This is a genomic window from Nocardiopsis alkaliphila YIM 80379 (assembly GCF_000341005.1).
GTDB classification, from domain to species: Bacteria; Actinomycetota; Actinomycetes; order Streptosporangiales; family Streptosporangiaceae; genus Nocardiopsis; species Nocardiopsis alkaliphila.
In genome coordinates this window covers 21,187-43,444 of record NZ_ANBD01000095.1, presented here as the reverse complement: position 1 = coordinate 43,444, position 22,258 = coordinate 21,187, and the positions used below count along the sequence as shown (strand labels likewise).

The following is a 22,258-nucleotide window of genomic DNA, read 5'->3' as shown; positions in this document are numbered from 1 at the left end:
CGTTTCCGGGCATGCGAGCACCAACGTGGCCGGTGGAGGTCGCCCACCGGCCACGTTGGTGTCCTTCGTGCGGTCGTGTTCGGTCGAGGGTCAGCCGGCCGAGGTCTCACCCACCGGGGCATCCTCGACCACCTTCAGGGCAGGAGCGGGGGCGTCGACGCCCACCGCCTCCTGGATCGACCGGTAGCCGGCGGCGCGCACCAGGCGAGCCAGCCCACGGTGGATGCGCCACGGCCAGAGCGGACCACCATAGATCAGGCCGGTGTAGGCCTGCACCAGGGTTGCTCCGGCACGAATGCGCGCCCAGGCGTCCTCGGGGGTCTCGATGCCCCCGACCGCGACCAGGGTGACACGATCCCCGACCCTGGCCCGCAGCCGACGCAGTACCTCCAGGGAGCGCGCCTTGAGCGGGGCCCCGGACAGACCCCCTGCCCCGATCTCCTCGACACGTTCGGTCGGGGTGTCCAAGCCCTCACGGGAGATGGTGGTGTTGGTGGCGATGATCCCGTCGAGTCCCTCGGCCAGAGCCAGTTCGGCGACGGCGTCGACGTCCTCGTCGGCCAGGTCCGGGGCGATCTTCACCAGCAACGGCAGTTCGGGCCGGCCGGCCTCGGCCAGCGCCGCACGGACCGCGGTCACCAGCGGACGCAACCGTTCGACGCCTTGGAGGTTGCGCAGACCCGGAGTGTTGGGTGAACTGACGTTGACGACCATGTAGTCGGCGTAGCGGGCCAGTCGTAGCGCGCTGAGCGCGTAGTCGGCGGGCGCCTGCGCCTCGGGGGTCACCTTGGTCTTGCCGATGTTGATCCCGATCACGGGACGGCGCAGGCCGGCGCGCCCCGCCTGGCGTGCCAGGCGTTCCTGTTCGAGGTGCAGGCGTTCGGCGACCAAGGCCGAGCCCTCGTTGTTGAAGCCCATACGGTTGACGATGGCGCGATCGGCGATCAGCCTGAACAGGCGTGGTGCGGGATTACCGTGTTGGGGGTGGGCGGTGACGGTACCCACCTCCACGTAACCGAACCCGAGCGCGGCCAGCCCTCGAGGGCTCTCGGCGTTCTTGTCGAAACCAGCGGCCATGCCCAGCGGACCGGGAAAGTCACGCCCCAGCGCGTGCACGGTCAACTCGGGCCCACGTGGTCCCAAGACCCTGGTCATGGCCTCGGCGACACCGGGGACGGCGGTGACTCCGCGCAGCGCTGCGAAGCTCAGCTGATGGACCTTCTCCGCGTCCATGTGACGCAGGACCGAGCTGAAGAGGATCTGGTAGAACACGCTCATCCGTTTCCGTCGCCCTCGCGCTCTGCGAGGAAGCGTTCGAGTTCCGCGCCGAGTTCGTCAGCGGTGGGCAGGCCTGCCTCGTCCTCGGTGAGCGGGGCGGGCGTGCCCTCACCTTCGGTGCGCGAGGACATGATGTCGTCGTATTGGCGCTCCAGGTTGGCGACCACACGCTGGATCTCCTCGGAGGCCTCGACCTGTTCGGCGATCTCCAGGTCGGTGGCCCCGGCCGTCTCCTCCATGCCGGCGGTAGGCACGGCCAGGCCCGTGGCACCGGTGATGTAACCGATGGCGGCGATGGCCGCGCGCGGGTACTGGGACTGGGCCAGGTAGCTGGGCACGTGCACGGCGTAGCCGATGAAGTCGTGACCCTTCTCCCCCATCCGATACTCCAACAACGAGACCGCGCTGCCGGGCACCTCCACCCGACCGATCCAGGGGGTGTGGCCCGCGACCAGTTCGGGACGGGTGGAATGGGGGGTGACCGTCACGGGACGGGTGTGCGGCACTGCCATGGGGACGCCGTTGACGCTGATGGCCAGGGAGACGGAGAAGCGTTCGACCAGCTCTTGGACGGCGGCGACGAACAATTCCCACTCCCGGTCCGGCTCAGGGCCGTGCAGGACGAGGAAGGGGGTGTTCTCGGCGTCGCGCATTCGGTAGAGGGCGAGCTTGGGCGCCTTGTAGTCGATCCAGGTGTTTTCGAGGAAAGTCATCGGCGGGCGGCGATCACGGTAGTTCACCAGGCGATCGGTGTCGAAGGTCGCGACCTCCTCCGCGGTGAACTGATCGAAGAGCCACTCGGCCGTTTGTCCTCCCGCTTGTCCGGCGTCGACGAAGCCGTCCAGACAGACCAGCATCACCGGTCCGGCGATGTCGTCGAAACCTGGGTGGAGTTCGTACAGATCTGCGGGGTCACGCACCGGGTTCACGTCTCCAAAGGGGTCGGGATCGCAGGGCGGCTCGTCGGCGAAGTCCACCCGAAGGTCGCGTCGTCGCGCTCTAGGGGCACCGTTCGGGGCCACTGTGCCTGCTCTTGCCACAATACCGACCCACTCCGACCACCGGCCGGTGTGAACCCCTGTGGGTGAGCACGACCACACCCCACTTCCTCTCCCGGCTCGGGGCCGGTCACCGCCGGCCCGGTCGGTCGCGGTGAGCGGCACGGTGGCGGGAGGGTGGCGCCCCGTAACGTTCGAGGAAGACCTGGCGAAGGGGCTCGGCGGATACGAGACCGCGCTGGGCCGCCACTTCGGGGAGGGCCGACGCGGTGGGCTCCAGCAGGTCCGCTGCGGCGAGCACAGTGAACCCGGTGCCCACCGGCACCACCCGCCGGCTCTCCCTGGACAGACGTCGAACGTGCGCGACCGGACCCGGACCGTCGGCGGCCCGAGGGTGGCCATGGCCGCCCGATACCGCCAGGGCGTCCAACGGCCCGCGGACCTTCTCCAACGCCGTTCGGGACCCCAGGGTCAGCCCGGAGGAACAACGCACCGACCTTTCGCCCAGGCCGAGTGGTGCATGGTCTACGACACCGCGGTCGGCGGTGCCATCCTGTTCACTCTCGTGTGGCCCAGGCCCTTCAGCGTTGCTCGGTCACCCGCAGGGCCCTCAGTCGGTTGAGGGCCGCGGCGATCTCGTGACGACGCGGCAGCGCGTAGTCCCCGCCGAACTCCTGGCCCAGCAACATCACGCCTCGCTCGTTCAAGGCCCTCTCCAATGAGTCCAAGGCTTCGGCCAAGGTCCGGGACCCGTTCAGGTGACCGCCCTGGGCCAGGACCCTCAGGGCCAGCCCCGCCCCGATGATCTGGCCCGGATCGACGAACTGCTCCACCGAACGCACGTCGATGTCGCTCTGGCCGAACACCAGAACGTCCATGTCGCGACGCTTGAGTTTGGCCCGGCCCCGATCGGTGCGAGCATCCACCGACCGGGGATCCACGACCCGGGCCTTGGGCATCGCGAACTCGGCGTCGGTACGCTCCCGGGCCAGCGCACGAGCGCGTTCGGTGACGTCGTGCGGGTGGTAGGCGTCCAGCATGATCACGTGATCGGCGACATCGAAGTAGTCACCGCTGCCACCCATGACCAGCACGGTGGAGACACCGTGCTCGCGGTGCAGTGGTCGCACCAGGTCCACGAATGGCACCAGTGGTTCCCGGTCACCGTGCACCAGGGCCTGCATTCGTTCGTCGCGGATCATCAGGTTGGTCGCGGTGGAGTCCTCGTCCACCAGCAGGGTGCGCGATCCGACTTCCACGGCCTCGCAGATGTTGGCCGCCTGGGAGGTGGAACCGGAAGCGTTCTCGGTGCGAAAGTCGCTGGTGTCCGCCCCGGTGGGCAGGTTGCGCACGAACGGGCCGACGTCGACCCGCTCCACCCCGCGACCCTCCTCCGCGCGGATCTTCACCGCGTCCTCACGGGTGACCACCAGTTCGCGTCCATCCTCGGGCACATGGTCGTACACTCCGCGTTCCAGCGCGTGCAGCAGGGTGGACTTGCCATGGAAACCACCACCCACGATCAAGGTGATGCCCTCGGGTACCCCCATACCGGTCACGGTGCCCCGGTGCGGCAGGTCCACGCTCACCCGTAGGCTCTCCGGGGAAACGAAGGGGACCACCCCCTCGCCCCGCAATGGTTCGTCGCTCACCCCACTGCGTCGCGGGAGTACGGCCCCATCGGCCACGAAGGCGACCAGTCCGTGTTCGGGCAGCGCCCCGCGCAGGGCTACGGTATCGACCACGCTGTCGGCGAAGGCCTCAGCGCCCTTCTGGTCGATTTCGTCCCAGTCCAGGTCGTCGACCAACTCCGGGACCCTGCGGCACAGTTCGCGTTCGGCGGTGCGGCCATCGATCCGACGCCCGTGGCCGGGCAACTCCAGACCGATGCGCAGGTCCAGGGCTCCGTCCGCGCCCACTTGGCAGGACGAACGCGCGATGACCTCTTGGCCACCGGTGTCGATCCGCAGCAGTGAGCCCTTGAGACGACGCCGGGCCAGCCGGCCCAGGAAGTCGGCGGTGGCCCGACGACGTACCGGGTCGGTGTACGCACTGCTCGGGATTCCGGCGTCCGGCCGAAAGATCCGGATTCGCGACGGAGGGGCGAAGGGATCGGACTGCACCCGCTGCACCGTCAGGGTGAAGTCCCCGAAGTCCCAGTCACCCTGGAGGGACTTGTAGCGCCCGTAGGAGGCACCGTCCATCTTCAGCAGTTCTTGGGACAGACGCGCGTCGTCGCGCACCCCGCGGATGGGTTCGGGTTCGGGCCTGCGGCCACCGCCTCCGCGACCTCCCCGGCCCCGGTGACCGTTCCCCTGCCGTCCCGTCATCGGTTTCCCCCCGGCATCGTCTATTGCGCTGCCCCGCCAGGGTAGGACTTTCTCGAAGTTCCCGCTTCGGGCCTGTGGACGATCGCGTGTCCGGCCCCTCTCCGCACCTTCCGCGCCACCCACTACGTTGTCCGGCAAACCCCTCTCAGACAAGGAGTCCCGTCATGGGTACGGTCCTGTTCGCCCCGGAGACCTTCAACCTCGCCGAGACCACACGGGCGATCGAAGTGGCCCGGTGCCTGCGGGGCCGGCACTCATGTGTCTTCGCCGGCTACTCCGAACGCTACGCCGACCTCGTCCGGGACGCGGGGTTCGACTACCACGCCCTGGCCCCGCCGCTCACCGACGCCCAGGCCGACCAAGTGATCCGCTTCGACCAGGGGCGCGCCCTGAGCCATCCCTTCACCACCGAACTATTGCGTGCCAGGGTGGCGAGCGAACGCGCGCTCAACGCCCGNCCGCCCGGCTGCGCCCCGCCGCGACCGTCATCGGCAGCACCCTCAGTCAGTTCGTCTCGGCCCGCGCCGACGGTGTGCCCCTCGTCTACGTCAAACCGTTCGCCTACTCCTGGCCGCACCTGCGCCAGGCCTCCTCCCTCCCCCTCCTCGCCGGCCAGGGACGTTTCACCCGCACCTTCAACACCACCGCCGCGCACCTGCTACGCGAAACCGCTCGATACGCCACCCTCAAGCCCCGCGCGTTGGTGCGGGTCGCGGCGGAGAACGGTGTGCGGCCGGCCCGGCGCACGATCGACGCCATGGACGGGGACCTCAACCTGGTCGCGTCGATTCGTCTTCGCCCCTACCTGTTACCGCCGCACTACCGGTGGGTTGGGCCCATCTACGCGCGTTTGGGCCACGAGCTTCCCGCCGAGGTACCCACCCTGGTCGAGAAGGCCCGCAAGAGACGCAGGCCGGTGGTGTACTTCGCCATGGGCAGCTCCGCGAACCGGGAAATCGTGCTCGGTGTCCTCCACGAACTCTCCCGATTGCCCGTCACCGTCCTGGCCCCGGTCAGTCGCTATCTGGGCCCGCAGGACCACGCCGGACTCGGCGAGCACGTCCACGTGTTCGAGCTACTTCCCGCACACCTGCTCGGCGACCTCATCGACGCCTCGGTCATCCACGGGGGTGAGGGCACCGTGCAGACCGCCGCGATCTCCGGCAGACCCTTCGTGGGGATCGGACTCCAAGTGGAGCAACGGTGGAACGTCGACGAATGCGTGCGGTTCGGCAACGCGGTGGGGCTCACCCCTGGCCAGGCCCACGGTGAACCCCTACGCCGCGCCTTCGAGGCGGTACTGCATGATCCCGCCCTACGCGCCCGGGCCCGTGAACTGCGAAGACTCCTGTCCGGTATCGATGGCGCCCAGAACGCGGCCGACCACGTCCACGCGCTGATCACAAGCGCCTGACCCGCCCGAAACCACTCCGATGGGAGCCACTGGGAGTCGGTGCGCCCGGTAAGGGGGTCCGCACGCACCGACTCCCGGGACCATCCCGGTGGGTACCCCGGCCCCACCGAGGCGGTCCACACCCCGCGTGAAAGGGTGCGGGTGCGTACGAAGCCCGAGGGGGACACCGGCCTTCGGCCACACCGGACCGGACCTGGGGAGAGGGGCGACCCCCGGCACGGTCGTCGCGGAATCCCTCAGGAGGAAATGAGGGGCGCCGCCGCCCCCATTCCTACCTGATCCGAAGACTCCGCGAGGGAGGAATCGAGATTTCGCACGAGCAGGGTCCCGAGCGACCGTGAATGCTCATCCGATGGCCGCCCGGAACGCCCGGTCGTGGTCATCGACGGGTGAATCCTCCGGCGCGGCGAGGAACACCGCCACGGCTTGGCCACCGTCCCGTCGAAGTTCCTCCGCCAACTCGACCCAATGGTGGTAATTGGGGTGCTCCATCTCCGTGCAGACGGCGGCCGGGGCCAGGTTCGCGATGGCCGCGTCCAGTTGTTCGGGCGTGAGTTCGTAGGTGGCGGTGCCACCGGTGTGTCCGCAGGCGCGGCCCAGGGCGATGGCGGGCAGAAGGCGCTCACCCACGTTGGTCAGGGTGAAGGTGGTCACCCCGTCACGGTGCACACCGACGGCGTAGGCGACGGGCCGCTCCCATCCGGGGTGCCCTTCCTCCATCCTGGTGAGTCCGGCGACGATCTCTTCCCTGGTCTTCCACTGTTCCATGGGGACTTCCTTCACACTCGTAGGTCGCCGGTGGCGACGGAGACGGCGTGCCCGCCGATGATGATCCGGTCACCACGTACACGCAGCAGGAGGTCACCACCCCTCGCGGACGCCTGGTGGGCGGTGAGTTCGGTACGGCCCAGACGCTCCGCCCAAAAGGGTGCCAGCACCGTGTGCGCACTGCCGGTCACCGGGTCCTCGGGAACGCCCACGCCGGGAGCGAAGAAGCGAGAGACCATGTCGTACTCCGCGCCGGGGGCGGTGACGATGACGCCGCGCGCCGGGATGGCGCGCAGGGCGTACAGGTTCGGGTCGAGGGTGCGCACGATGGTTTCATCGGCCACCTCGACGAGCAGGTCGTCGGTGCCACCGCGCCCTACCCACAGGGGTTCGACGCCGAGGGCCTCGGCCAGTCCTTCGGGGGCGTCGACCTCCGCCGCGGGACGGGCCGGAAAGTCCAGCCACAACCGCCCGTCCTCGGCGGTCACGGTGAGCGGTCCACTGCGACTACTGAAGCGGTAGGGGCCCTGGACACCGAGTTCGGCGAGCACGTGCGCGGTGGCCAAGGTGGCGTGCCCGCACAGGTCGACCTCGATCTCGGGGGTGAACCAGCGCAACTCACGGGTGCCGTCTGGAAGCGGCCGGGTGAAGGCGGTCTCGGCGAGGTTGAACTCGGCCGCCACACGCTGAGCCCATTCCTGATCATAAGGCTCGTCCAGCACGAGTACGGCGGCGGGATTGCCCGCGAAGGGACGTTCGGTGAAGGCGTCGACCACTCGGTATTCCATGCGCCAAGACTAGGTCGTGTTTTTTGCGTCATCCCAGGCTCGCGTCCACCAGGCCGCCCCTCGCCGGGGCTGTGCGCTCGCCAAGCACGTCCAGGCCGAACTTCGCGCATCGCCTCGCGAGGGATCGCCCGGCCGTCCGCTCACCGAGCCGGAGGCCTTCTGAAAGAACACTCTCCGGGCCACTAGCGCAGAGGCGGCTCGTCCAGAATGAACATGGTCTGGGTGCTCCTGACCTCGGGCAGGCGTTGGAGGCGTTCGAGGACGAAGGTGCGCAGCGCTGCGGCGTCGGTGACCCGGACCAGGAGCAGCAGGTCGACGTCGCCGGAGACCAGTGCCGCGTGGTCGACCTCGGGAATGTCGCGCAGGTATTCGCGGAACCTCTCCCAGGAGTGCTGTTCGATGCTGACGGACACGTACGCCGAAAGAGCGGTGCCGTACTTCTCGGGGTCGATGACCGCGGTGAAACCCCTGATCACACCATTGTCTCGCAGACGTTCGAGGCGAGAGTAGGCGTTGGCCCGAGAGATGTGCGCGCGTTCGGCGACGGCGCGGATCGACATGCGACCATCGGCGCGGAGAAGGGCGATGATCCGACGGTCGGTGTCATCCAGCTGGGCGGCCATGTGTCTTACCTCATACCGTCCGTGTGGTGGGCGGACCAGATGATTGGTGCCGATGGGAGTCTTACCGGACAGTTCGTCCAGCATCGGCCTGCAGGCATCGACAATATGGGGTGATTCGGCTCATATTCAAGACATGAAGCACACCGATGAGCGAACTCGTCCGGTTCCTCCTCCGCCCTCCCAGGATCCGGTGCGCCTGGTGGATCGGCACGGTCACCGTCACGAACACTCCTCGTTCGGCACTCCCGACCACGCCGTGCTCGCCGAGCTCCAGCGGGCCATGGTCATCGGTCGTCGCTTCAACCGACAGGCCGGCACCTTGGCCCGCCAGGGACGTCTCGCGATCTATCCGTCATCGACGGGTCAGGAGGCCACCCAGGTCGGCGGGGTGCTGGCCCTGTCCGAACAGGACTGGCTCTTTCCCGGTTACCGGGACAGCGTCGCCATGATCACGCACGGGGTCGACCCGGCCCAGACCTTGTCCCTCTTCCGTGGGGACTGGCGTTGTGGGTACGACCCGCACCGCTACCGCTGCGCGCCACAGGGCACCCCGCTGGCCACCAACGCCTCGCACGCCGTTGGACTCACCTACGCCGCTCGGAACAAGGGGCGCGACGTGGCCGCTCTCGTCCTCATGAGTGAGGGTTCCACCGGCGAGGGTGAGACCCAAGAGGCCTACGACTTCGCCGCCGTGTGGAACACTCCCGTGGTCTTCCTGGTACAGAACAACCACTGGGCCATCAGCACCCCGCGCCACGCCCGAGGCATGACGTCTCCCCTGACGCACAGGGCGGCGGGGCACGGGATGCGCAACCACCGGGTGGACGGCAACGACGCCGCCGCGGTCTACACCGTGGTCGCCCACACCCTGGCCGAGGCCCGCGCCGGTGGCGGACCTGCGATCGTGGAGGCGTTCACCTACCGGATCGACCCGCAACTCGACTCCGGCTCCTCAGAGCATCACCGGGACTCGGACGAGGTGGGGTACTGGACCGAGCGCGACCCGCTGGTGCGGCTGGAGGTTCTACTGCGCAACGAGCAGATCGTCGACGACGGTCTGCTGGAGGTCTATGAACGGGACGCGGAAAGGGTCGTCGCCCTCATACGCGAGCGACTGAACGAGAAACGACTCGATCCCGCGTCCGTTTGACCCACACGTTCCTCGAGCGCCCCCGCGTGAGGAGCGACGACACACGGACCACCGTGTCGAACACAGGGGAGGCCCCGGACTCCGCGGGTGGCAACGGCGCCGCCGAAAGTGTCGCGGACTCGGGCGGACTCCCTTGTGCGTGACACGGGAACGGGCGCCCGGCCCCACGTGCCGCGGCGTCCACCGGGCGGGTGGGCCGCCACGGTCAACGGCGACCGACGGCCCACCCACATCCCTCGAAACCATGGCCGATGGTGAACCGGCCCGGGCGGATCCGAAAGTGCATGGCACCCCTTGCGCTGGGGTGTTGCGACCACCACTGGAACCCAAGGCGTGACCGCGACCCTTCCTCCACTCTCCGGTGCGTCGTTCCGGAGAGCCCTGCCTCCTGGCCAGGGGACGCCTGGCCGCTCGGACGCTCCGGATCACCAAGAGCCCGAACCGGTCCGGGGAAGGACCGTGCTCACTCGCCCTTGTCGCGCAGACGGTCGAACAGCGAGGCGATACCGTGGCGACCGGTGCTCTGAGCCATCAGGCCCTTGCCGTTCTCGTCAAAGGCTCCGGCGTGCGCACCGGAGGGGCGGCGGTTCCAAGCGAAGAACAGCGCGATGAGGATGGCGGGGATGAGCGCCAGGGTGAGCAGGCCTGCGGCTGACGGCATCCCCTCGGCGTTCATCAGTTCGAAGCCCGACAGCTCGTTGGTGGCGGTCTCAGCGGTGACGCCGGCCTGTTCGCCGCCGTCGTCGTCGGAGCCAGAAGAAGCCGCGGCCTGCTGCTCGGCCTCCTCCTTTTGGGCGTCCTTCTCGGCCTGTTCCTTCTCGGCCTGTTCCTTCTCGGCCTGTTCCTTCTCGGCCTTCTCCTTTTCTTCCTTTTCCTTCTTCACCTCGGGCAGGTGCTCTTCGGGAATTTCCCCGACGGCGTTCTCGCACTTGTTGCCGGGCTGCTGGAAGGGGTGCGGGGCACCCTCGGTGCCGTTACCGTCGCCCCATTCGGTGATGAAGTACTCGACCTCGGCGTGACCGTTGCCACCACTGACGACATAGGTCTCGTCGTTCCAGGACTCGCCCATCATGTCGGCGAAGGTCTTGCCGTCGATGTCGAGAAGGACGTCGCAGTCATGGGAGGGCACACCAGGACCACGGTCACCGATGAAGAAGTCGTACTGCTCGCCCTCGTGAACGATGTAGCCCTCGGTGCCCAGCGGCCAGCTGGGGCTGGAGAAGAGCCCCTTCTGCATGGGCTCGCCACCTGCGGGCATACCCGTGTCACCGTTGATGCCGGAACCGTCGTCCCAGAAGTAGGTAGCGGTGACTTCGCCGTACTGGATGGGAGTGTCGTTGCTCATGAAGTATCAGCCAGGTTGGAGACAGGGCCGAGGAGGCCGCCCAGGACGCGTCAGGGCACACGGGTGCACAGGTCTGCACTCCGAGATGACGTCGGATCATGGGGTGTCCCGCGTCGCCGACTGCGACAGGCGGGTGGGAACGGGGGCCGGATCGACTCCGTCGGACAGCCGGCGCATGGATTCGCGCGGCTCGTTCCCGAGATCAAGAAGGGCCTTGTTTTCCCTTCCGGCCGTGGCCGGTCAAGGGCTCGGCACCGGCTCGTTAATAACGAATCACGAACCGGTCACGAAGGACACTAACCCAGGCTTTGGCAAAGCACCGACGGATTCCAGGTAAAATGACGGTGCGCATTCAAGAAATTACCGCTTGAAGCGGTCCACGAATCGCCCCCAAGACCCAAAAACACCCCAGGGAAAAGGGTTTGCGGGCCTGCCCAAGGACGATGGGCAGGCCCGCGAGTGGCTCTCGTCACACGCCGGAGCACAGGCCATGGGATGAGCTGGAACCGGAACGAAAGGCCACTTACACGCCCGCAGACCGTAAAAAGCAGATCCTTCGGGCGTGGGTTCAGTAGGTCGTACACGTGGTCGAGGCCACACGCATCCGACACCGGGAGAGGGTCATCCTCGGATCAGGTCACCTGTGACCTGCGGTTGAAGCGTGCGGCGCGCCACTCACTCGACTCCACGACCTCCACCAACGCGGTCGCGGCGTCGAAGACGTCCACGTACCGCAGGTACAACGGAGTGAACCCGAAGCGCATCACGTCGGGGGCCCGGAAGTCACCGATCACCCCGCGCTCGATCAACGCCTGAACGATCGGGTATCCGGCACCTTCCTCCGGCTCGAGCAGAGCCACCTGGCTGCCCCGACGGTCGTGTTCGGCCGGGGTGATCGAGGCCAGCCCCACCGAAGCGGCGCGGTCCAAGAACAGGTCGGTCATGATCAGGCTCTTGGCTCGAACCTGTGCCATGTCGGCCTTGGCCCATACGTCCAAGCCCGCTTCCAGAGCCGCGTCGGCGACCAAGGGCTGCGAACCGCTCAGGAAACGGGAGACCCCGGGGGCCGGTTCGTAGTCGGGGGCGAAGTCGAACGGCCGCGCGTGTCCGTGCCACCCGCTCAACGGCTGGTCGGAGGCCGTGTGGTGGCGTCGGGCCGCGTATAGGAACGCGGGGGCACCCGGACCGCCGTTGAGGTACTTATAGGTGCATCCCACCGCGAAGTCCACGTCCAGGGCGGAGAGGTCGATGGGCACCGCGCCGACACTGTGGCACAGGTCCCAGATCACCAGGGTGCCGTGTGCGTGTGCCAGCCGGGTGATCCCGGCCATGTCCCGCAGGACGCCGCTGCGATAGTCCACGTGACTGAGCAACAGGACCGCGACGTCTCCGCGTGCGAGTTCGACGGCCAGCCCGGGACCGTCCGGGTCGACTCGACGCTGGGTCGCCCCCGCCAGCGCGACGGCGCCCTCGGTGACGTAGAGGTCCGTGGAGAAGTTGCCCGCTTCGCCCAGCACCACCGAACGGTCGGACAGCCGCAGCGCCGTGACCACGCACTTGAACAGGTTGGCGGAGGTACCGTCACCGACGATCACCTCGTCGGGGTCGGCGCCCACCAGCGGTGCGACCTTGGCACCCAAGGTGCGCGGTTTGTCCCACCAGCCGGCGTCGTTCCAGCTACGAATGAGGTCTTGGCCCCACTCGCGTTCGATCATGTCGGCCACCCGACCGGGAGTGGAGCGCGGCAGTGCGCCGAGTGAGTTGCCGTCCAGGTAGATCACGCCCTCGGGAAGGACGAACTCCTCACGAAGAGCGGCGAGGGGATCGGCCGCGTCCAGTGCGGCGCACTCCTCGCGGGTGGTGGGTGTCATCGGGGTCTCGTCCTCTTTCGCCTACGGCCCGTGGGCCGGAATGGTTCTCTTCGGGGAACGCCGGATCAGACCGTACTGCGCAGGGACCACAACTCAGGGAAGACGTCCTGCTCGGCGTTGCGGGCCAACCACCTGAGGCCGTTGGAGCCACCGCTACCGGGTTTGGCCCCCATGGCACGCTTGACCGCGACCAGGTGCAACTGCCGCCATCGCGTGACTCCCTCGGCGACGTCCACCAAGGCCTCCGCCAACAGGAACAGGTCGTTGCCGGGCCGGTCGTCCGCGTAGACCTCCAGCCAGGCACGCTCCACCTGTTCGGAGGCCTCGTAGTCGGCCGTCCAGTCCCGATCCGCCACGGTGTCGGGCACGGACAGTCCTCGCCGGTGGAGTAGACGCAGTGCGGCGTCGTACAGACTGGGGCGCTCCAGGAGTTCGGTGAGTTCGGTGACCACGTCGCTCATGGCCTTGTGCGGGCGGATCATCGCGGCGGACTTGTGCCCCAAGATGAACTCCAGCTTGCGGTAACCGTAGGACTGGAAGCCCGAGGCCTCACCGAAGGAGTCGCGAAACCGGTTGAACTGGGTGGGGGTCATGTCGGCGAGCAACCCCCAAGAGTCGTTGAGCACGTCCTGGGCCTTGCGGGCACCACGCAACCAGACCAAGGCGCTGGGCACGTCATCGGCCTCCAAGGCGTCGCGGGCGGCCTCCCAGCGTTCCTGCACCAGGGTGAAGAGCAACTCCATCACCTGGGTGGTGATGATGAAGGCGGATTCGGCGGGTTCGTCGGTTCGTGGCTTCTTCAGGTCGAGCAGGGTGTCGATCCCCGCGTAGTCGACGTAGGGGGTGTTGCGGTCGAAGTTCAGGGTGGGCTCGCCTTGATCGCTCTCGGCCTTGCGGACCCGGGCCGCCGCGGCGTTCTCCTGTGCCTCGCTCTCGGCGGGCGCGTAGGGGCACTGCTGGACGGACGTGGTGGAGAGCATCGTTACTACCCCTCGTGTACTGCACTGTGTACTGCGTGGTGTCGGTGGTCCCACGCGGCACGGCGCCATGGAGGTCCCCTGTGCACGGCGCCGTGAGCGTGAGATCACATGTTCGGACATATCGCCAAGAGAAGGAATGGCCACCGGCCCTCCAGAGCCCTCCTTGGCCTTACATTCATTACTGAAAACCTCTCTCGCCCTTGGGAGCACAAAGTATGACCCCACGCTCTCCCACTCCGTTGGACGGCGTTGACCAGCGAATCCTCCACGAACTCCAACAGGACGGGCGCCTGTCCTTCAACGAACTTTCCCGCCGGATCAACCTGTCGGCTCCGGCCGTGGCCGACCGAGTCCGCCGCCTCACCGACCGTGGCGTCATCACCGGTTACCACGCCCACGTCGATCCCGCCGCCGCGGGTCTTCCGGTGACCGCCCTGGTACGCATGGAATGTTTCGGGGCCCACTGCCTGCTACGCGACCAGACGTCCCTGGGGCTGCCCGAAATCCTCCAGGTGCACCGGGTCACCGGTGACGCCTGCTGCGTTCTGCTCATCGCGGTGCGCTCCATGGAGCACTTCGAAGAGGTCATCGACCAACTGGCCGACCACGGGCGCCCCTCCAGCACCATGGTCCTGTCCAGCCCCGTGCCTTGGCGCGCGGTGACCCCACCGGAGACACCGTGAGCATCCTCATCGACACCCCGCTCTGGCCGGGTCCGCACGGCCTGCTCTTCGCACACCTGGTCAGCGACGATTCCTTCGAGGAGTTGCACGCCTTCGCCCAAGACCTGGGGATACCCGGCCGGGCCTTCGAACGCGACCACTACGACGTCCCCGAACACCTGCACGCCCATGCGGTCGCCCTGGGGGCCGAACACGTCAGTGGGCGCGAGTTGGTCACCCGACTTCGGGCCTCGGGACTGCGGCGCCCCAAACACCTGGGGTGAGCCGTTCCACCTCGGCGCGCATGTTGGCCCTGGCCCGGGTCTCCCACTGTCGCCGGCCCGATCCGGTATGGAACAGATGGGGACGTTCCAGCGCCGCCTGGAGGAATTGGAGCCGCCCTTGCCGGAACACCCGGTCCGGGACGTGCCGATACTCGGCCCGGACCGCGCTCGTGTAGGCCAGGTACTCCTCGGGCCCGGCACCCAGGATCGACAGGTCGGCGTCGCAGAGCACCGCCCCGTTGCCATCACCCGGACCGGGGCGGTGGCTCTCGGTCAAGAGGACCAGGCGCGTCACCTCCCCGATCAGCTCGGCTTCGGCACCGATCGACTCCAGCAGCCGCCGGGCCAGACGGGCGCTCTGGGCCTCGTCCTCCCCCGACCGACCCTCGTAGACGGCGTCGTGGAACCACACCGCGTAACGCACGGCGTCGACGTCCTGGGCCGACTCCCGCAGGACGTCGACGGCGCTCAGGGTCTTCCACAGATGTGGGAGCGCGTGATAGCGACGGTGCGGCTCGCTCCACCGCTTCAGCAGTTGTGCACCGACCGCCCCGGCCTCGGCCCCATCACCCACGAGTCGGTGCCAGGCCACCATGAGCAGGGCCACCTCTTCCCGTTCTTTCCCAGGACGCGAGTGCCCCGAGTCCGCCCGGTCCTCGAAAACCGCCATGTGGTCGGTCCCCCTCCCCCACCGAAGCAGAACCCACGCCGCGGGTCCTCAGTCGGCGGACTGGTCCACCAGGCCGGCCTCATGGGCGAGGGCGGCCTGCACCTGCGTTCTTCACACCGAGCCGGTCGAGGATGGAGCTCACGTAGCTCTTGACGGCCCTCGATCAGAAAGGGCCTTCGAGCGATGTCGGCGTTGGACGATCCCGCCCCCACCAGGGCCGGCCAGCGGTATCCAGCGCGGACGTCTGAGCGGGAGGAGACGGTTCCCGAGGGAACCGCACATCGGCCGGTACGATCCGATACCCACGAAAGTCGAAGGTGACACCTGCCTGCGTAAGGAGCACACCCGCCGGACCACCCGACGTCGTTGAACATGAACCTTTCACCCCGAGTGGGCCTATCATGGGATGGTTTGTGGCCGAGCAGAACGAGGGCGGATGTCACCACTGCAGACCCTGCGGCGAATGAACCGGATCGCCGGTTGGCCGTTGCTCCTCGCCACCTTCCTGGCCCGTCTACCGATCTCGATGACCTTGATCGGTCTCCTCACCCTCGTCACCGGTGTGACCGGCAGCGTCGCCGCCGCGGGGCTGGTCTCGGGAGCGTTCGCGCTCGGTGAGGCCGTGGGCGGCCCCATCATCGCCCGCTTCGCCGACCGGCACGGCCAACGGACCCCCGTCCTGGTCACCGCGCTCCTGGATGCCGTCCTGATCGCGCTGCTCGTCGCCGCGATCACGGCCGATGCCCCTCTCTTGGTCCTGGTCGCCCTCTCCGCGACCGGTGGACTGTGCATGCCCCAGATCGGCCCCATGGCCCGCACCCGATGGGTGGTGCTGATCCGCAAGGGGCCCGAGCGTGGCCTGGAGCGCGAACGCTCGGTGTCCGCCGCGATGTCCGTGGAGGGCGTGCTCGACGAAGCCTCCTTCGTCCTGGGCCCCGCCCTGGTCGGGGTCCTCACCCTCACCCTCTCCGCCACCGCGAGCGTGATCGGCGCCGCCGTTCTGCTCGGGGTGTTCGGCACCGTGTTCGCGCTGCACCCCACCGCACCACCCGGTAGCGCACCGGTGAGCGGGGCCAACGGCCGCCTCACCCACCCGGCGCTGCTGGTCCTTACCATCCCGATGTTCTGCCAAGGCCTGTTCTTCGGCGGTATGTCCACCGGGGTGACCGCTTTCGCCGACGCCGCCGGGCACAGCGACCTCTCGGGGCTGATGTACGCGGTGATGGGTTCCAGCAGCGCGGTGGCCGGACTCATGATGGCCTCCCTACCGGTGGGATTCACCCTGACGGCCCGGGCGCGGGTGGCGGCGGGCGGGTTGGCCCTGCTCACCCTGCCCCTGTACCTGGATCACGGGCCCGCCACACTCGCGATGACGATCTTCGTCCTGGGCATCGCGATCGGACCGCACATCGTGAGTCTGTTCGGTCTGATCGAGCGGGCCGCGCCACCCAGCCGGCTATCGCAGTCGATGGCCCTCGTGCTGAGCAGCCTGATCCTGGGGCAGGCCCTGGGGTCCATGATCTCGGGTTCCCTGGCCGACACCTACGGGCAGCAAGGCGCGTTCGCCCTGGCCACCACGGGCGGAGTCGTCTCCCTCGTGGTGACCACCCTGGTGATGCGGTCCCGTTGGTACACACGCGCCGATGCGGAAACACCGGCGGGGCGAGGCCTGGAACCCGCGTCGAAGCCCTAGCGGTTCCCTTACCGACTGGGGACGACCTTGAGGCGGACGTCGCGTTCGGCGAGATCGTCCATCGCCGAACGCGGCAGGCGGTCGTCGGTGATGATGAGGTCGAACTCCTCCAAGCGGGCCACTCGGAAGGTGCCGAACTTCCCGTACTTGGTGCTGTCCACCACCAGGACGCTCTTGGAGGCGATGCGCAGCAGCTCCTGCTTGGCGATCACCTTGGCCTCCGATGGGGTGGTGGAACCGCGCTCGGCGTCCCAGGAACTGCTCGCGATGAACGCGAGGTCCACGTTGACCTGACGCAGGAAGTCGGCGGTGAAGCGGCCGACCGAGGAATGGTCCGAGTGCGAGACCACGCCGCCGGTGTGGATCAGCTCGATGCCCGGGTACTCCATCAGGTGGCCGACGACGTTGAAGTCGCTGGTGATGACGGTCAGCCCCACCTTGTCGGTGAGCAACGGCACCATCTGCAACGTGGTGGTGCCCGCGTCGAGGTAGATGGTGAAGTTCTCTCGGACCAGGTCCGCGGCCGCACGCGCGATGGCACGCTTGGCCGGCACCTCCAGCTGAGCCTTGGCCAAGTAGGAGGGTTCGCTCTTGAGCCGGGCCGCCAACCGCACACCGCCGGTGACCGACAGGACCTTGCCGTCGTTCTCCAGCGCCTGGATGTCACGACGGACCGTCATGTGGGACACGGACAGCATCGACGTGAGCTCGTTGATACTCAGCACATGACGCTCCTGAAGGAGCTTGAGGATGTGCTCTCGCCGTTGGTCCGGAATCATCGTTCGCCTCACACTCGGGGGCCTGCCTGACGGGTGCCGTGCCATCACGTCACCCGATAACAAAGTTTCCCAGTTCGCCACGCTCGGGACGGTACCCAAGCGACGTGAGACCGCTCGCATCGGGATCGGTTCCGGCCCACGGTCGCGAACCGAGCACGAACGGTCGGGTCCAGGCCGGCGTTTTTCCTGTTTGCGCCACGTGGAGCCCCGCTTTTTGCCACTCTTGGGTACATGACGCTGTCCATCGCACTTCGCGGAGACACCGCACGCTTCCCAGGGAACACCCTCCCGGCCCTTCGCTCAGCCTTGCGCGCCGGGGTCGACCTGGTCAAGGTCGATGTCCACCTGACCTCGGACGAGTATCCCGTCCTGGTGGACGAACGTGCCGTGACCGTTCCGGGTTCCCCACCACGCCGGATCGGTGAACTGACCCTGGCGGAGCTCGCCGCCTCCCGTGAGGACGTGGAGCGGCGCGTACCGACCCTGATGGAGGTCCTGGCCGAGTTCCGCGGTCGGGACGCCTCGGCGCTGATGATCGAAGCGGTCACGCCCCGAGCGGCCCTGGCCGCGGACACGCTTCTACGCGAATACGGTTTCGGGGATCAGGCGCTGTTCACCGGCCCCGTGGAGACGCTCCGGGCCCTGCGCGAACAGAGCCCGAGGGCCGAGTTGATGTTGGCCTGGGACCGGGCGGGACCGCTTCCGGAAGAACTGGTCCAAGGGCTGCGGCCGGCGTTCGTGGGGACACACCACACTCTGGTGACCCGGGACATGGTCGGCGAAACGCATCGTCTGGGGTGTCGGATGGTCACTTGGACGGTGAACGAATTCCCGGACATGACACGACTCATCGGCATGGGTGTGGACGCGCTCGCCACCGAACGCGTCGACGAACTCCTGGCGTTGACCAACGGCCACCTCCAGGTCCCGCCTCGACCCACCGAAACCGATTCCGGGGCCCTGAAGCAGATCGCTCCCAAGACCATCGCCCCGGGGTAGAGGGGCCAAGGCGGGGAGGGCCCGTCTCACACCCCGAGTAGTTCGTGCAGGTCCACCGACTCGGCGATGGCCCGTAGTCCTTCGTCCCCCGGGTGCAGGTGATCCCCGGAATCGTATTCGGGGTTCAACCGTGTGCGGTCCTGCGGGTCCCGCAGCACCGCGTCGAAGTCCCACACCCCGGTGAACACCGAGGCGGGGTCGTTCGCCTGCGCCCTGAGGTGGGAGTTCACCCGCTGACGTTGCTCCTCCAATAGTGGAGTGCAACGCGTCTCCCCGGCGCACGGCGCCAACGTCGCCACGAACACCCGTATGTCGTGCTCCCGTGCCATCCGCGCCAACCGGGTCAGACCGGCGACCACGTGTTCCGAGGAAGCACCCCACCTGAGGTCGTTGATGCCCGCGAACAGCACCATGGTCTCCACACCGTTCTGCGCGAACACGTCCCGCCGGACCCGGTGCAGCATGCTCACACCGTTGGCGTAGGTGGAGACCCCCTCCCCCGGGTAACCGTCCACCGTCACCTGGTTGCCGGCCACCCCCAGATTCAGCACGCCGGGGTTGACCAGGTCCCGGCTCTGATCCAAGCGTGCGCTCAGTACGTCCGGCCAACGCCGGTACGCGTCCCGGGTCGAACGTACGCCGTCGGTGATGGAGTCCCCGAGGACCACTATCGCCCCGGGAGCATCCATCACCTCCACACCGGTGAGAAAGGGCCACTGGTCCACCACACCGGTGAACGGCTCGCCCGTACGGTCCAGTGTCCGGTCCCCGCTACCTGGTGCACTGGTGAAGTTGGTGTCCACCGCCGCGTAGTGGATCGACGCCGCCCGCACCCGCTCGGGCAGGTGGAAACTGACCAGGGCCTCGGTCTGGGGCGGCAGCAACAGGTCCACCGGATCACTGACCAAACCGCCCCCGGCCGGAATGACCCCACCGGGCGCCCCACCGAAGGTCAACGGGACAGCGGCCCCGTACGTGGCGGGACCGCTGTCGCGCAGGGCGATCGACGCCGCCCCGATGGTGACCGGTCGAGCCGCGAAGGTATTGTCCAGCCGCACCCGTACCTTGTGTCCCCCGGTGGTGGAACGCACCGTCAGACGCAACGTCTGGTCCTGCCAGGGCCCCACCCGTGCGTAACCGGAGGTGGCGCGCGCCCACGTCCCGGTCCACTGTTGGGCGGCGGAGCGGCCGCCCACGGAGAACACGCGCAGACTCGCCTCCGGATCGGAGACCACCGGCAGGACCACGTGGTCGACTTCGCGTCCCGGGTCCAAGGGAACCGAACGCGCGTACAGGCGTACCGAGCCGATGGCGTCCCGGCCGAATCCGGTGGCCGAGTTGGCGTAGGGCAGGGTGAGTACCGCATCACCCGCCGGACCGGCCGCCCAGTCTGGGACGCCGAACTCGAACTCGTGCTCGCCGCCGTCGGTGTAGACGACACCACCCGTGCCTCGGACGTCGGAGCCACTGCCGTCGGTACGGGTAGCGGTGAGCAAAAAGGTCAAGGAGTCCAGCCGTTCCGGCGATCCCTCCAATTTCAGACGTTGGCCGTCGGCGAGTACGTGATCGAAGCGGCCTTCTCCGTAGACGGGCAGGCGCAGTGGAGTGCCCAGGAGGGTGATCTCGCCCCCAGGAAGCCAGCCCGCGGCCACGAGCGTGCGTTCCGAGAGGCTGTTACCGGCTCCGTCGAGTCCGCCCCCGTCCGCCATGCCGTCCTGGGAGACCCCGGTCCGATCCATCAGCTCGTTCAAGGGCAACGCCACCACCTCCCGTGCCTTGGGTTCGGAAGGGATGGGCACCTCGCCCTCCGGGTCGAGGGTGCTCACCAGCAACGTGGCCACGACGATCGCGGCGATCACCCATCGGACACGGTGGCCGGCCCGAGCCGGCACACGTGAGCCCCTTCGGGTCGGTCCGCCCCCGTTCACCTCACGCCTTCCCGGATACGTCGAGTCCATCGCCCGGATCGACGAATCAGGCCGAGCGATGGTCACTGAGGCCCGGGCATGGAGACCCCGGACCGGCGGCCAGTTTAGGGGGAGACGCCCGAGGCCGGGACGCCCTTGGTGCGCGGGCACGGTTCGCCTTGTGAACCCGCCGTTTCCGGGTGACGCTCCGCCCTCACTCCTGAACAGCCCTAAAAGGACAAATAAGAGACCTATTCGGACAAAAGTCACGAAAAGCGAGAGAGTCGACCCACGCCACTCCACCAAGAATGGGGAGAGGGGGTGCGCCGACGGGCGAACAGCACCGTCGGCGCCGCGTGACAAAGGAATCCGTACACGCGAGAGAGGTAGGCCGGGCAGGACTCGAACCCGCGACCCAGGGATTATGAGTCCCCTGCTCTAACCAGCTGAGCTACCGGCCCTCCGCCGTCAACAAACGTCATCCTAACAGGGTGCGTCCGTCGTTTCCGCGCCCAGAATCCGTTATCCCGCAGGGATTGCCCGTCTCCACTTCAGGACACTTCCACCTGCCTGACCCAACCTTGGACACAGGCCTCGTCCACCATCGGTCTAGGGTGTGAAAGTGCGGCGCGCGCCTGGCCGTACCCCCTGGGCCCGGTACCGGAGCCGCCTCGAACCCGTTGGTAACATCGCGGGTCGCACATCGTCGTCAGGAGAGTTCACCTCATGTCCAAAGCACCCGTCAACGTCACCGTCACCGGCGCCGCCGGCCAGATCGGCTACGCCCTGCTGTTCCGGATCGCCTCGGGCCAGCTGCTCGGCGCCGATACCCCGGTGAAGCTGCGCCTGTTGGAGATCCCGCAGGCCGTCAAGGCCGCCGAGGGTACGGCGATGGAGCTCGACGACTGCGCCTTCCCGCTGCTCGAGGGCATCGACATCTTCGACGACGCCAAGAAGGCCTTCCAGGGCGCCAACGTCGGTCTGCTGGTCGGCGCCCGCCCGCGTGGCAAGGGCATGGAGCGCGGTGACCTGCTCGAGGCCAACGGCGGCATCTTCAAACCCCAGGGTGAGGCGATCAACGCCGGTGCCGCCGACGACATTCGCGTCCTGGTGGTCGGCAACCCCGCCAACACCAACGCCCTCATCGCGCAGAACCACGCCCCGGACGTCCCGGCCGAGCGCTTCACCGCGATGACCCGTCTCGACCACAACCGCGCGCTCACCCAGCTCGCCAAGAAGCTCAACGTGTCGATCAACGACATCAAGAAGCTCACCATCTGGGGCAACCACTCCGCCACCCAGTACCCGGACCTGTTCAACGCCGAGGTCAACGGCGCCAACGCCGCACGGGCCGTTGGTGACCAGTCCTGGCTGGAGAACGACTTCATCCCGACCGTCGCCAAGCGCGGCGCCGCGATCATCGAGGCCCGTGGCGCCTCCTCGGCCGCGTCCGCCGCCAACGCCGCCATCGACCACGTCTACGACTGGGTCAACGGCACCCCCGAGGGCGACTGGACCTCGGCCGCCATCCCCTCCGACGGTTCTTACGGCGTACCCGAGGGCCTCATCTCCTCCTTCCCCGTCGTCTCCAAGAACGGCGAGTGGGAGATCGTCCAGGGTCTGGAGGTCGACGAGTTCTCCCGCGCCCGCATCGACGCCTCCGTCCAAGAACTCGTCGAGGAGCGCGACACCGTCCGCAAGCTCGGCCTGGTCAAGTAG

At 67.8% G+C, this 22,258-nt stretch carries 20 protein-coding genes and 1 tRNA gene; 7 read left to right on the top strand and 14 right to left on the bottom strand.

Annotation, left to right across the window (positions count from 1 at the left end):
• Window positions 1-90: 90 nt before the first annotated feature.
• The 4 genes from D472_RS0114380 to D472_RS0114365 all read right to left on the bottom strand — a co-directional run bounded on the left by D472_RS0114380 (window position 91) and on the right by D472_RS0114365 (window position 4,606).
• Window positions 91-1,278 (bottom strand): quinone-dependent dihydroorotate dehydrogenase, encoded by a 1,188-nt coding sequence (locus D472_RS0114380; RefSeq protein ID WP_017605187.1) that lies wholly within the window; start codon window positions 1,276-1,278, stop codon window positions 91-93.
• Window positions 1,275-2,198, bottom strand: coding sequence for a proteasome assembly chaperone family protein (locus D472_RS0114375; RefSeq protein ID WP_026117693.1), 924 nt, complete (start codon window positions 2,196-2,198; stop codon window positions 1,275-1,277). Before D472_RS0114375 ends, D472_RS0114380 begins: the two co-directional genes overlap by 4 nt.
• A gap of 208 nt (window positions 2,199-2,406) precedes the next feature.
• Window positions 2,407-2,769 carry a type 1 glutamine amidotransferase family protein gene (locus D472_RS0114370; protein WP_017605185.1) on the bottom strand — a complete coding sequence of 121 codons (363 nt, stop codon included), beginning with the start codon at window positions 2,767-2,769 and terminating at the stop codon, window positions 2,407-2,409.
• An 88-nt stretch (window positions 2,770-2,857) separates the two neighbouring features.
• Window positions 2,858-4,606 carry an ABC-ATPase domain-containing protein gene (locus tag D472_RS0114365; RefSeq protein WP_017605184.1) on the bottom strand — a complete coding sequence of 583 codons (1,749 nt, stop codon included), beginning with the start codon at window positions 4,604-4,606 and terminating at the stop codon, window positions 2,858-2,860.
• Between the two features lie 532 nt (window positions 4,607-5,138).
• Here D472_RS0114365 and D472_RS26785 point away from each other — a divergent pair.
• Entirely contained in the window at window positions 5,139-6,020 is an 882-nt protein-coding gene (locus D472_RS26785; protein WP_017605182.1) for a glycosyltransferase, read from the top strand.
• A 345-nt stretch (window positions 6,021-6,365) separates the two neighbouring features.
• Here D472_RS26785 and D472_RS0114355 read toward each other — a convergent pair whose 3' ends face one another.
• The 3 genes from D472_RS0114355 to D472_RS0114345 all read right to left on the bottom strand — a co-directional run bounded on the left by D472_RS0114355 (window position 6,366) and on the right by D472_RS0114345 (window position 8,199).
• Window positions 6,366-6,788, bottom strand: coding sequence for a hypothetical protein (locus D472_RS0114355; protein ID WP_017605181.1), 423 nt, complete (start codon window positions 6,786-6,788; stop codon window positions 6,366-6,368).
• An 11-nt stretch (window positions 6,789-6,799) separates the two neighbouring features.
• Window positions 6,800-7,576, bottom strand: a complete 777-nt coding sequence (locus D472_RS0114350) for a PhzF family phenazine biosynthesis protein (protein WP_017605180.1) — start codon at window positions 7,574-7,576, stop codon at window positions 6,800-6,802.
• Window positions 7,577-7,758: 182 nt separating this feature from the next.
• Entirely contained in the window at window positions 7,759-8,199 is a 441-nt protein-coding gene (locus D472_RS0114345) for an Lrp/AsnC family transcriptional regulator (protein ID WP_017605179.1), read from the bottom strand.
• A 133-nt stretch (window positions 8,200-8,332) separates the two neighbouring features.
• On the opposite strand from D472_RS0114345, the gene D472_RS26780 reads away from it, so the two are divergent.
• A complete protein-coding gene (locus D472_RS26780) occupies window positions 8,333-9,349 on the top strand; it encodes a thiamine pyrophosphate-dependent enzyme (RefSeq protein WP_017605178.1) in 1,017 nt (338 codons plus the stop codon).
• A 463-nt stretch (window positions 9,350-9,812) separates the two neighbouring features.
• Here the strand turns inward: D472_RS26780 and D472_RS0114335 are convergent, their stop codons facing one another.
• From D472_RS0114335 to D472_RS0114325, 3 genes are all read right to left on the bottom strand, one after another.
• A complete protein-coding gene (locus D472_RS0114335; RefSeq protein ID WP_017605177.1) occupies window positions 9,813-10,694 on the bottom strand; it encodes a hypothetical protein in 882 nt (293 codons plus the stop codon).
• A 632-nt stretch (window positions 10,695-11,326) separates the two neighbouring features.
• Window positions 11,327-12,565: a kynureninase gene (kynU, locus tag D472_RS0114330; protein WP_017605176.1), complete on the bottom strand. Its 1,239-nt coding sequence runs from the start codon at window positions 12,563-12,565 to the stop codon at window positions 11,327-11,329.
• Between the two features lie 65 nt (window positions 12,566-12,630).
• Entirely contained in the window at window positions 12,631-13,545 is a 915-nt protein-coding gene (locus D472_RS0114325; protein ID WP_017605175.1) for a tryptophan 2,3-dioxygenase, read from the bottom strand.
• A 215-nt stretch (window positions 13,546-13,760) separates the two neighbouring features.
• On the opposite strand from D472_RS0114325, the gene D472_RS0114320 reads away from it, so the two are divergent.
• Together D472_RS0114320 and D472_RS0114315 are read left to right on the top strand one after the other, a co-directional pair.
• Window positions 13,761-14,228 carry an Lrp/AsnC family transcriptional regulator gene (locus tag D472_RS0114320; protein ID WP_017605174.1) on the top strand — a complete coding sequence of 156 codons (468 nt, stop codon included), beginning with the start codon at window positions 13,761-13,763 and terminating at the stop codon, window positions 14,226-14,228.
• A complete protein-coding gene (locus D472_RS0114315) occupies window positions 14,225-14,491 on the top strand; it encodes a DUF4031 domain-containing protein (RefSeq protein WP_017605173.1) in 267 nt (88 codons plus the stop codon). The genes D472_RS0114320 and D472_RS0114315 overlap by 4 nt, the downstream gene beginning before the upstream one ends.
• Here D472_RS0114315 and D472_RS0114310 read toward each other — a convergent pair.
• Window positions 14,442-15,161, bottom strand: coding sequence for an HD domain-containing protein (locus tag D472_RS0114310; RefSeq protein WP_017605172.1), 720 nt, complete (start codon window positions 15,159-15,161; stop codon window positions 14,442-14,444). The two genes, D472_RS0114315 and D472_RS0114310, sit on opposite strands and share 50 nt — an antisense overlap.
• A gap of 436 nt (window positions 15,162-15,597) precedes the next feature.
• Here D472_RS0114310 and D472_RS0114305 point away from each other — a divergent pair, with 436 nt between their 5' ends.
• Entirely contained in the window at window positions 15,598-16,854 is a 1,257-nt protein-coding gene (locus D472_RS0114305; protein ID WP_017605171.1) for an MFS transporter, read from the top strand.
• 8 nt (window positions 16,855-16,862) lie between these two features.
• Here D472_RS0114305 and D472_RS0114300 read toward each other — a convergent pair whose 3' ends face one another.
• Window positions 16,863-17,633: a DeoR/GlpR family DNA-binding transcription regulator gene (locus tag D472_RS0114300; protein ID WP_017605170.1), complete on the bottom strand. Its 771-nt coding sequence runs from the start codon at window positions 17,631-17,633 to the stop codon at window positions 16,863-16,865.
• 231 nt (window positions 17,634-17,864) lie between these two features.
• Between D472_RS0114300 and D472_RS0114295 the strand changes: the two genes are divergently transcribed.
• The gene (locus D472_RS0114295; RefSeq protein WP_017605169.1) at window positions 17,865-18,632 is read left to right on the top strand and encodes a glycerophosphodiester phosphodiesterase; all 768 of its coding nucleotides are present in this window, start codon (window positions 17,865-17,867) and stop codon (window positions 18,630-18,632) included.
• A 26-nt stretch (window positions 18,633-18,658) separates the two neighbouring features.
• On the opposite strand, the gene D472_RS0114290 is transcribed toward D472_RS0114295, so the two are convergent.
• Together D472_RS0114290 and D472_RS0114285 are read right to left on the bottom strand one after the other, a co-directional pair.
• Entirely contained in the window at window positions 18,659-20,524 is a 1,866-nt protein-coding gene (locus tag D472_RS0114290) for a GDSL-type esterase/lipase family protein (RefSeq protein WP_017605168.1), read from the bottom strand.
• A gap of 402 nt (window positions 20,525-20,926) precedes the next feature.
• Window positions 20,927-21,000, bottom strand: a tRNA-Ile gene (locus D472_RS0114285).
• Between the two features lie 265 nt (window positions 21,001-21,265).
• On the opposite strand from D472_RS0114285, the gene D472_RS0114280 reads away from it, so the two are divergent.
• On the top strand, window positions 21,266-22,258 hold the full coding sequence (locus D472_RS0114280; protein ID WP_017605167.1) for a malate dehydrogenase: 993 nt from the start codon (window positions 21,266-21,268) through the stop codon (window positions 22,256-22,258).

What these genes read in the sequence shown, in the direction of transcription:
- D472_RS0114335 (WP_017605177.1), bottom strand. Translation starts at nt 10,694, where the DNA reads ATGAGCAACGACACTCCCATCCAGTACGGCGAAGTCACCGCTACCTAC.
- D472_RS0114310 (WP_017605172.1), bottom strand. Translation starts at nt 15,161, where the DNA reads ATGGCGGTTTTCGAGGACCGGGCGGACTCGGGGCACTCGCGTCCTGGG.
- D472_RS0114350 (WP_017605180.1), bottom strand. Translation starts at nt 7,576, where the DNA reads ATGGAATACCGAGTGGTCGACGCCTTCACCGAACGTCCCTTCGCGGGC.
- D472_RS0114355 (WP_017605181.1), bottom strand. Translation starts at nt 6,788, where the DNA reads ATGGAACAGTGGAAGACCAGGGAAGAGATCGTCGCCGGACTCACCAGG.
- D472_RS0114365 (WP_017605184.1), bottom strand. Translation starts at nt 4,606, where the DNA reads ATGACGGGACGGCAGGGGAACGGTCACCGGGGCCGGGGAGGTCGCGGA.
- D472_RS0114280 (WP_017605167.1), top strand. Translation starts at nt 21,266, where the DNA reads ATGTCCAAAGCACCCGTCAACGTCACCGTCACCGGCGCCGCCGGCCAG.
- D472_RS0114295 (WP_017605169.1), top strand. Translation starts at nt 17,865, where the DNA reads ATGACGCTGTCCATCGCACTTCGCGGAGACACCGCACGCTTCCCAGGG.
- D472_RS0114320 (WP_017605174.1), top strand. Translation starts at nt 13,761, where the DNA reads ATGACCCCACGCTCTCCCACTCCGTTGGACGGCGTTGACCAGCGAATC.
- D472_RS0114325 (WP_017605175.1), bottom strand. Translation starts at nt 13,545, where the DNA reads ATGCTCTCCACCACGTCCGTCCAGCAGTGCCCCTACGCGCCCGCCGAG.
- D472_RS0114345 (WP_017605179.1), bottom strand. Translation starts at nt 8,199, where the DNA reads ATGGCCGCCCAGCTGGATGACACCGACCGTCGGATCATCGCCCTTCTC.
- D472_RS26780 (WP_017605178.1), top strand. Translation starts at nt 8,333, where the DNA reads ATGAAGCACACCGATGAGCGAACTCGTCCGGTTCCTCCTCCGCCCTCC.
- D472_RS0114300 (WP_017605170.1), bottom strand. Translation starts at nt 17,633, where the DNA reads ATGATTCCGGACCAACGGCGAGAGCACATCCTCAAGCTCCTTCAGGAG.
- D472_RS0114305 (WP_017605171.1), top strand. Translation starts at nt 15,598, where the DNA reads ATGTCACCACTGCAGACCCTGCGGCGAATGAACCGGATCGCCGGTTGG.
- kynU (WP_017605176.1), bottom strand. Translation starts at nt 12,565, where the DNA reads ATGACACCCACCACCCGCGAGGAGTGCGCCGCACTGGACGCGGCCGAT.
- D472_RS0114380 (WP_017605187.1), bottom strand. Translation starts at nt 1,278, where the DNA reads ATGAGCGTGTTCTACCAGATCCTCTTCAGCTCGGTCCTGCGTCACATG.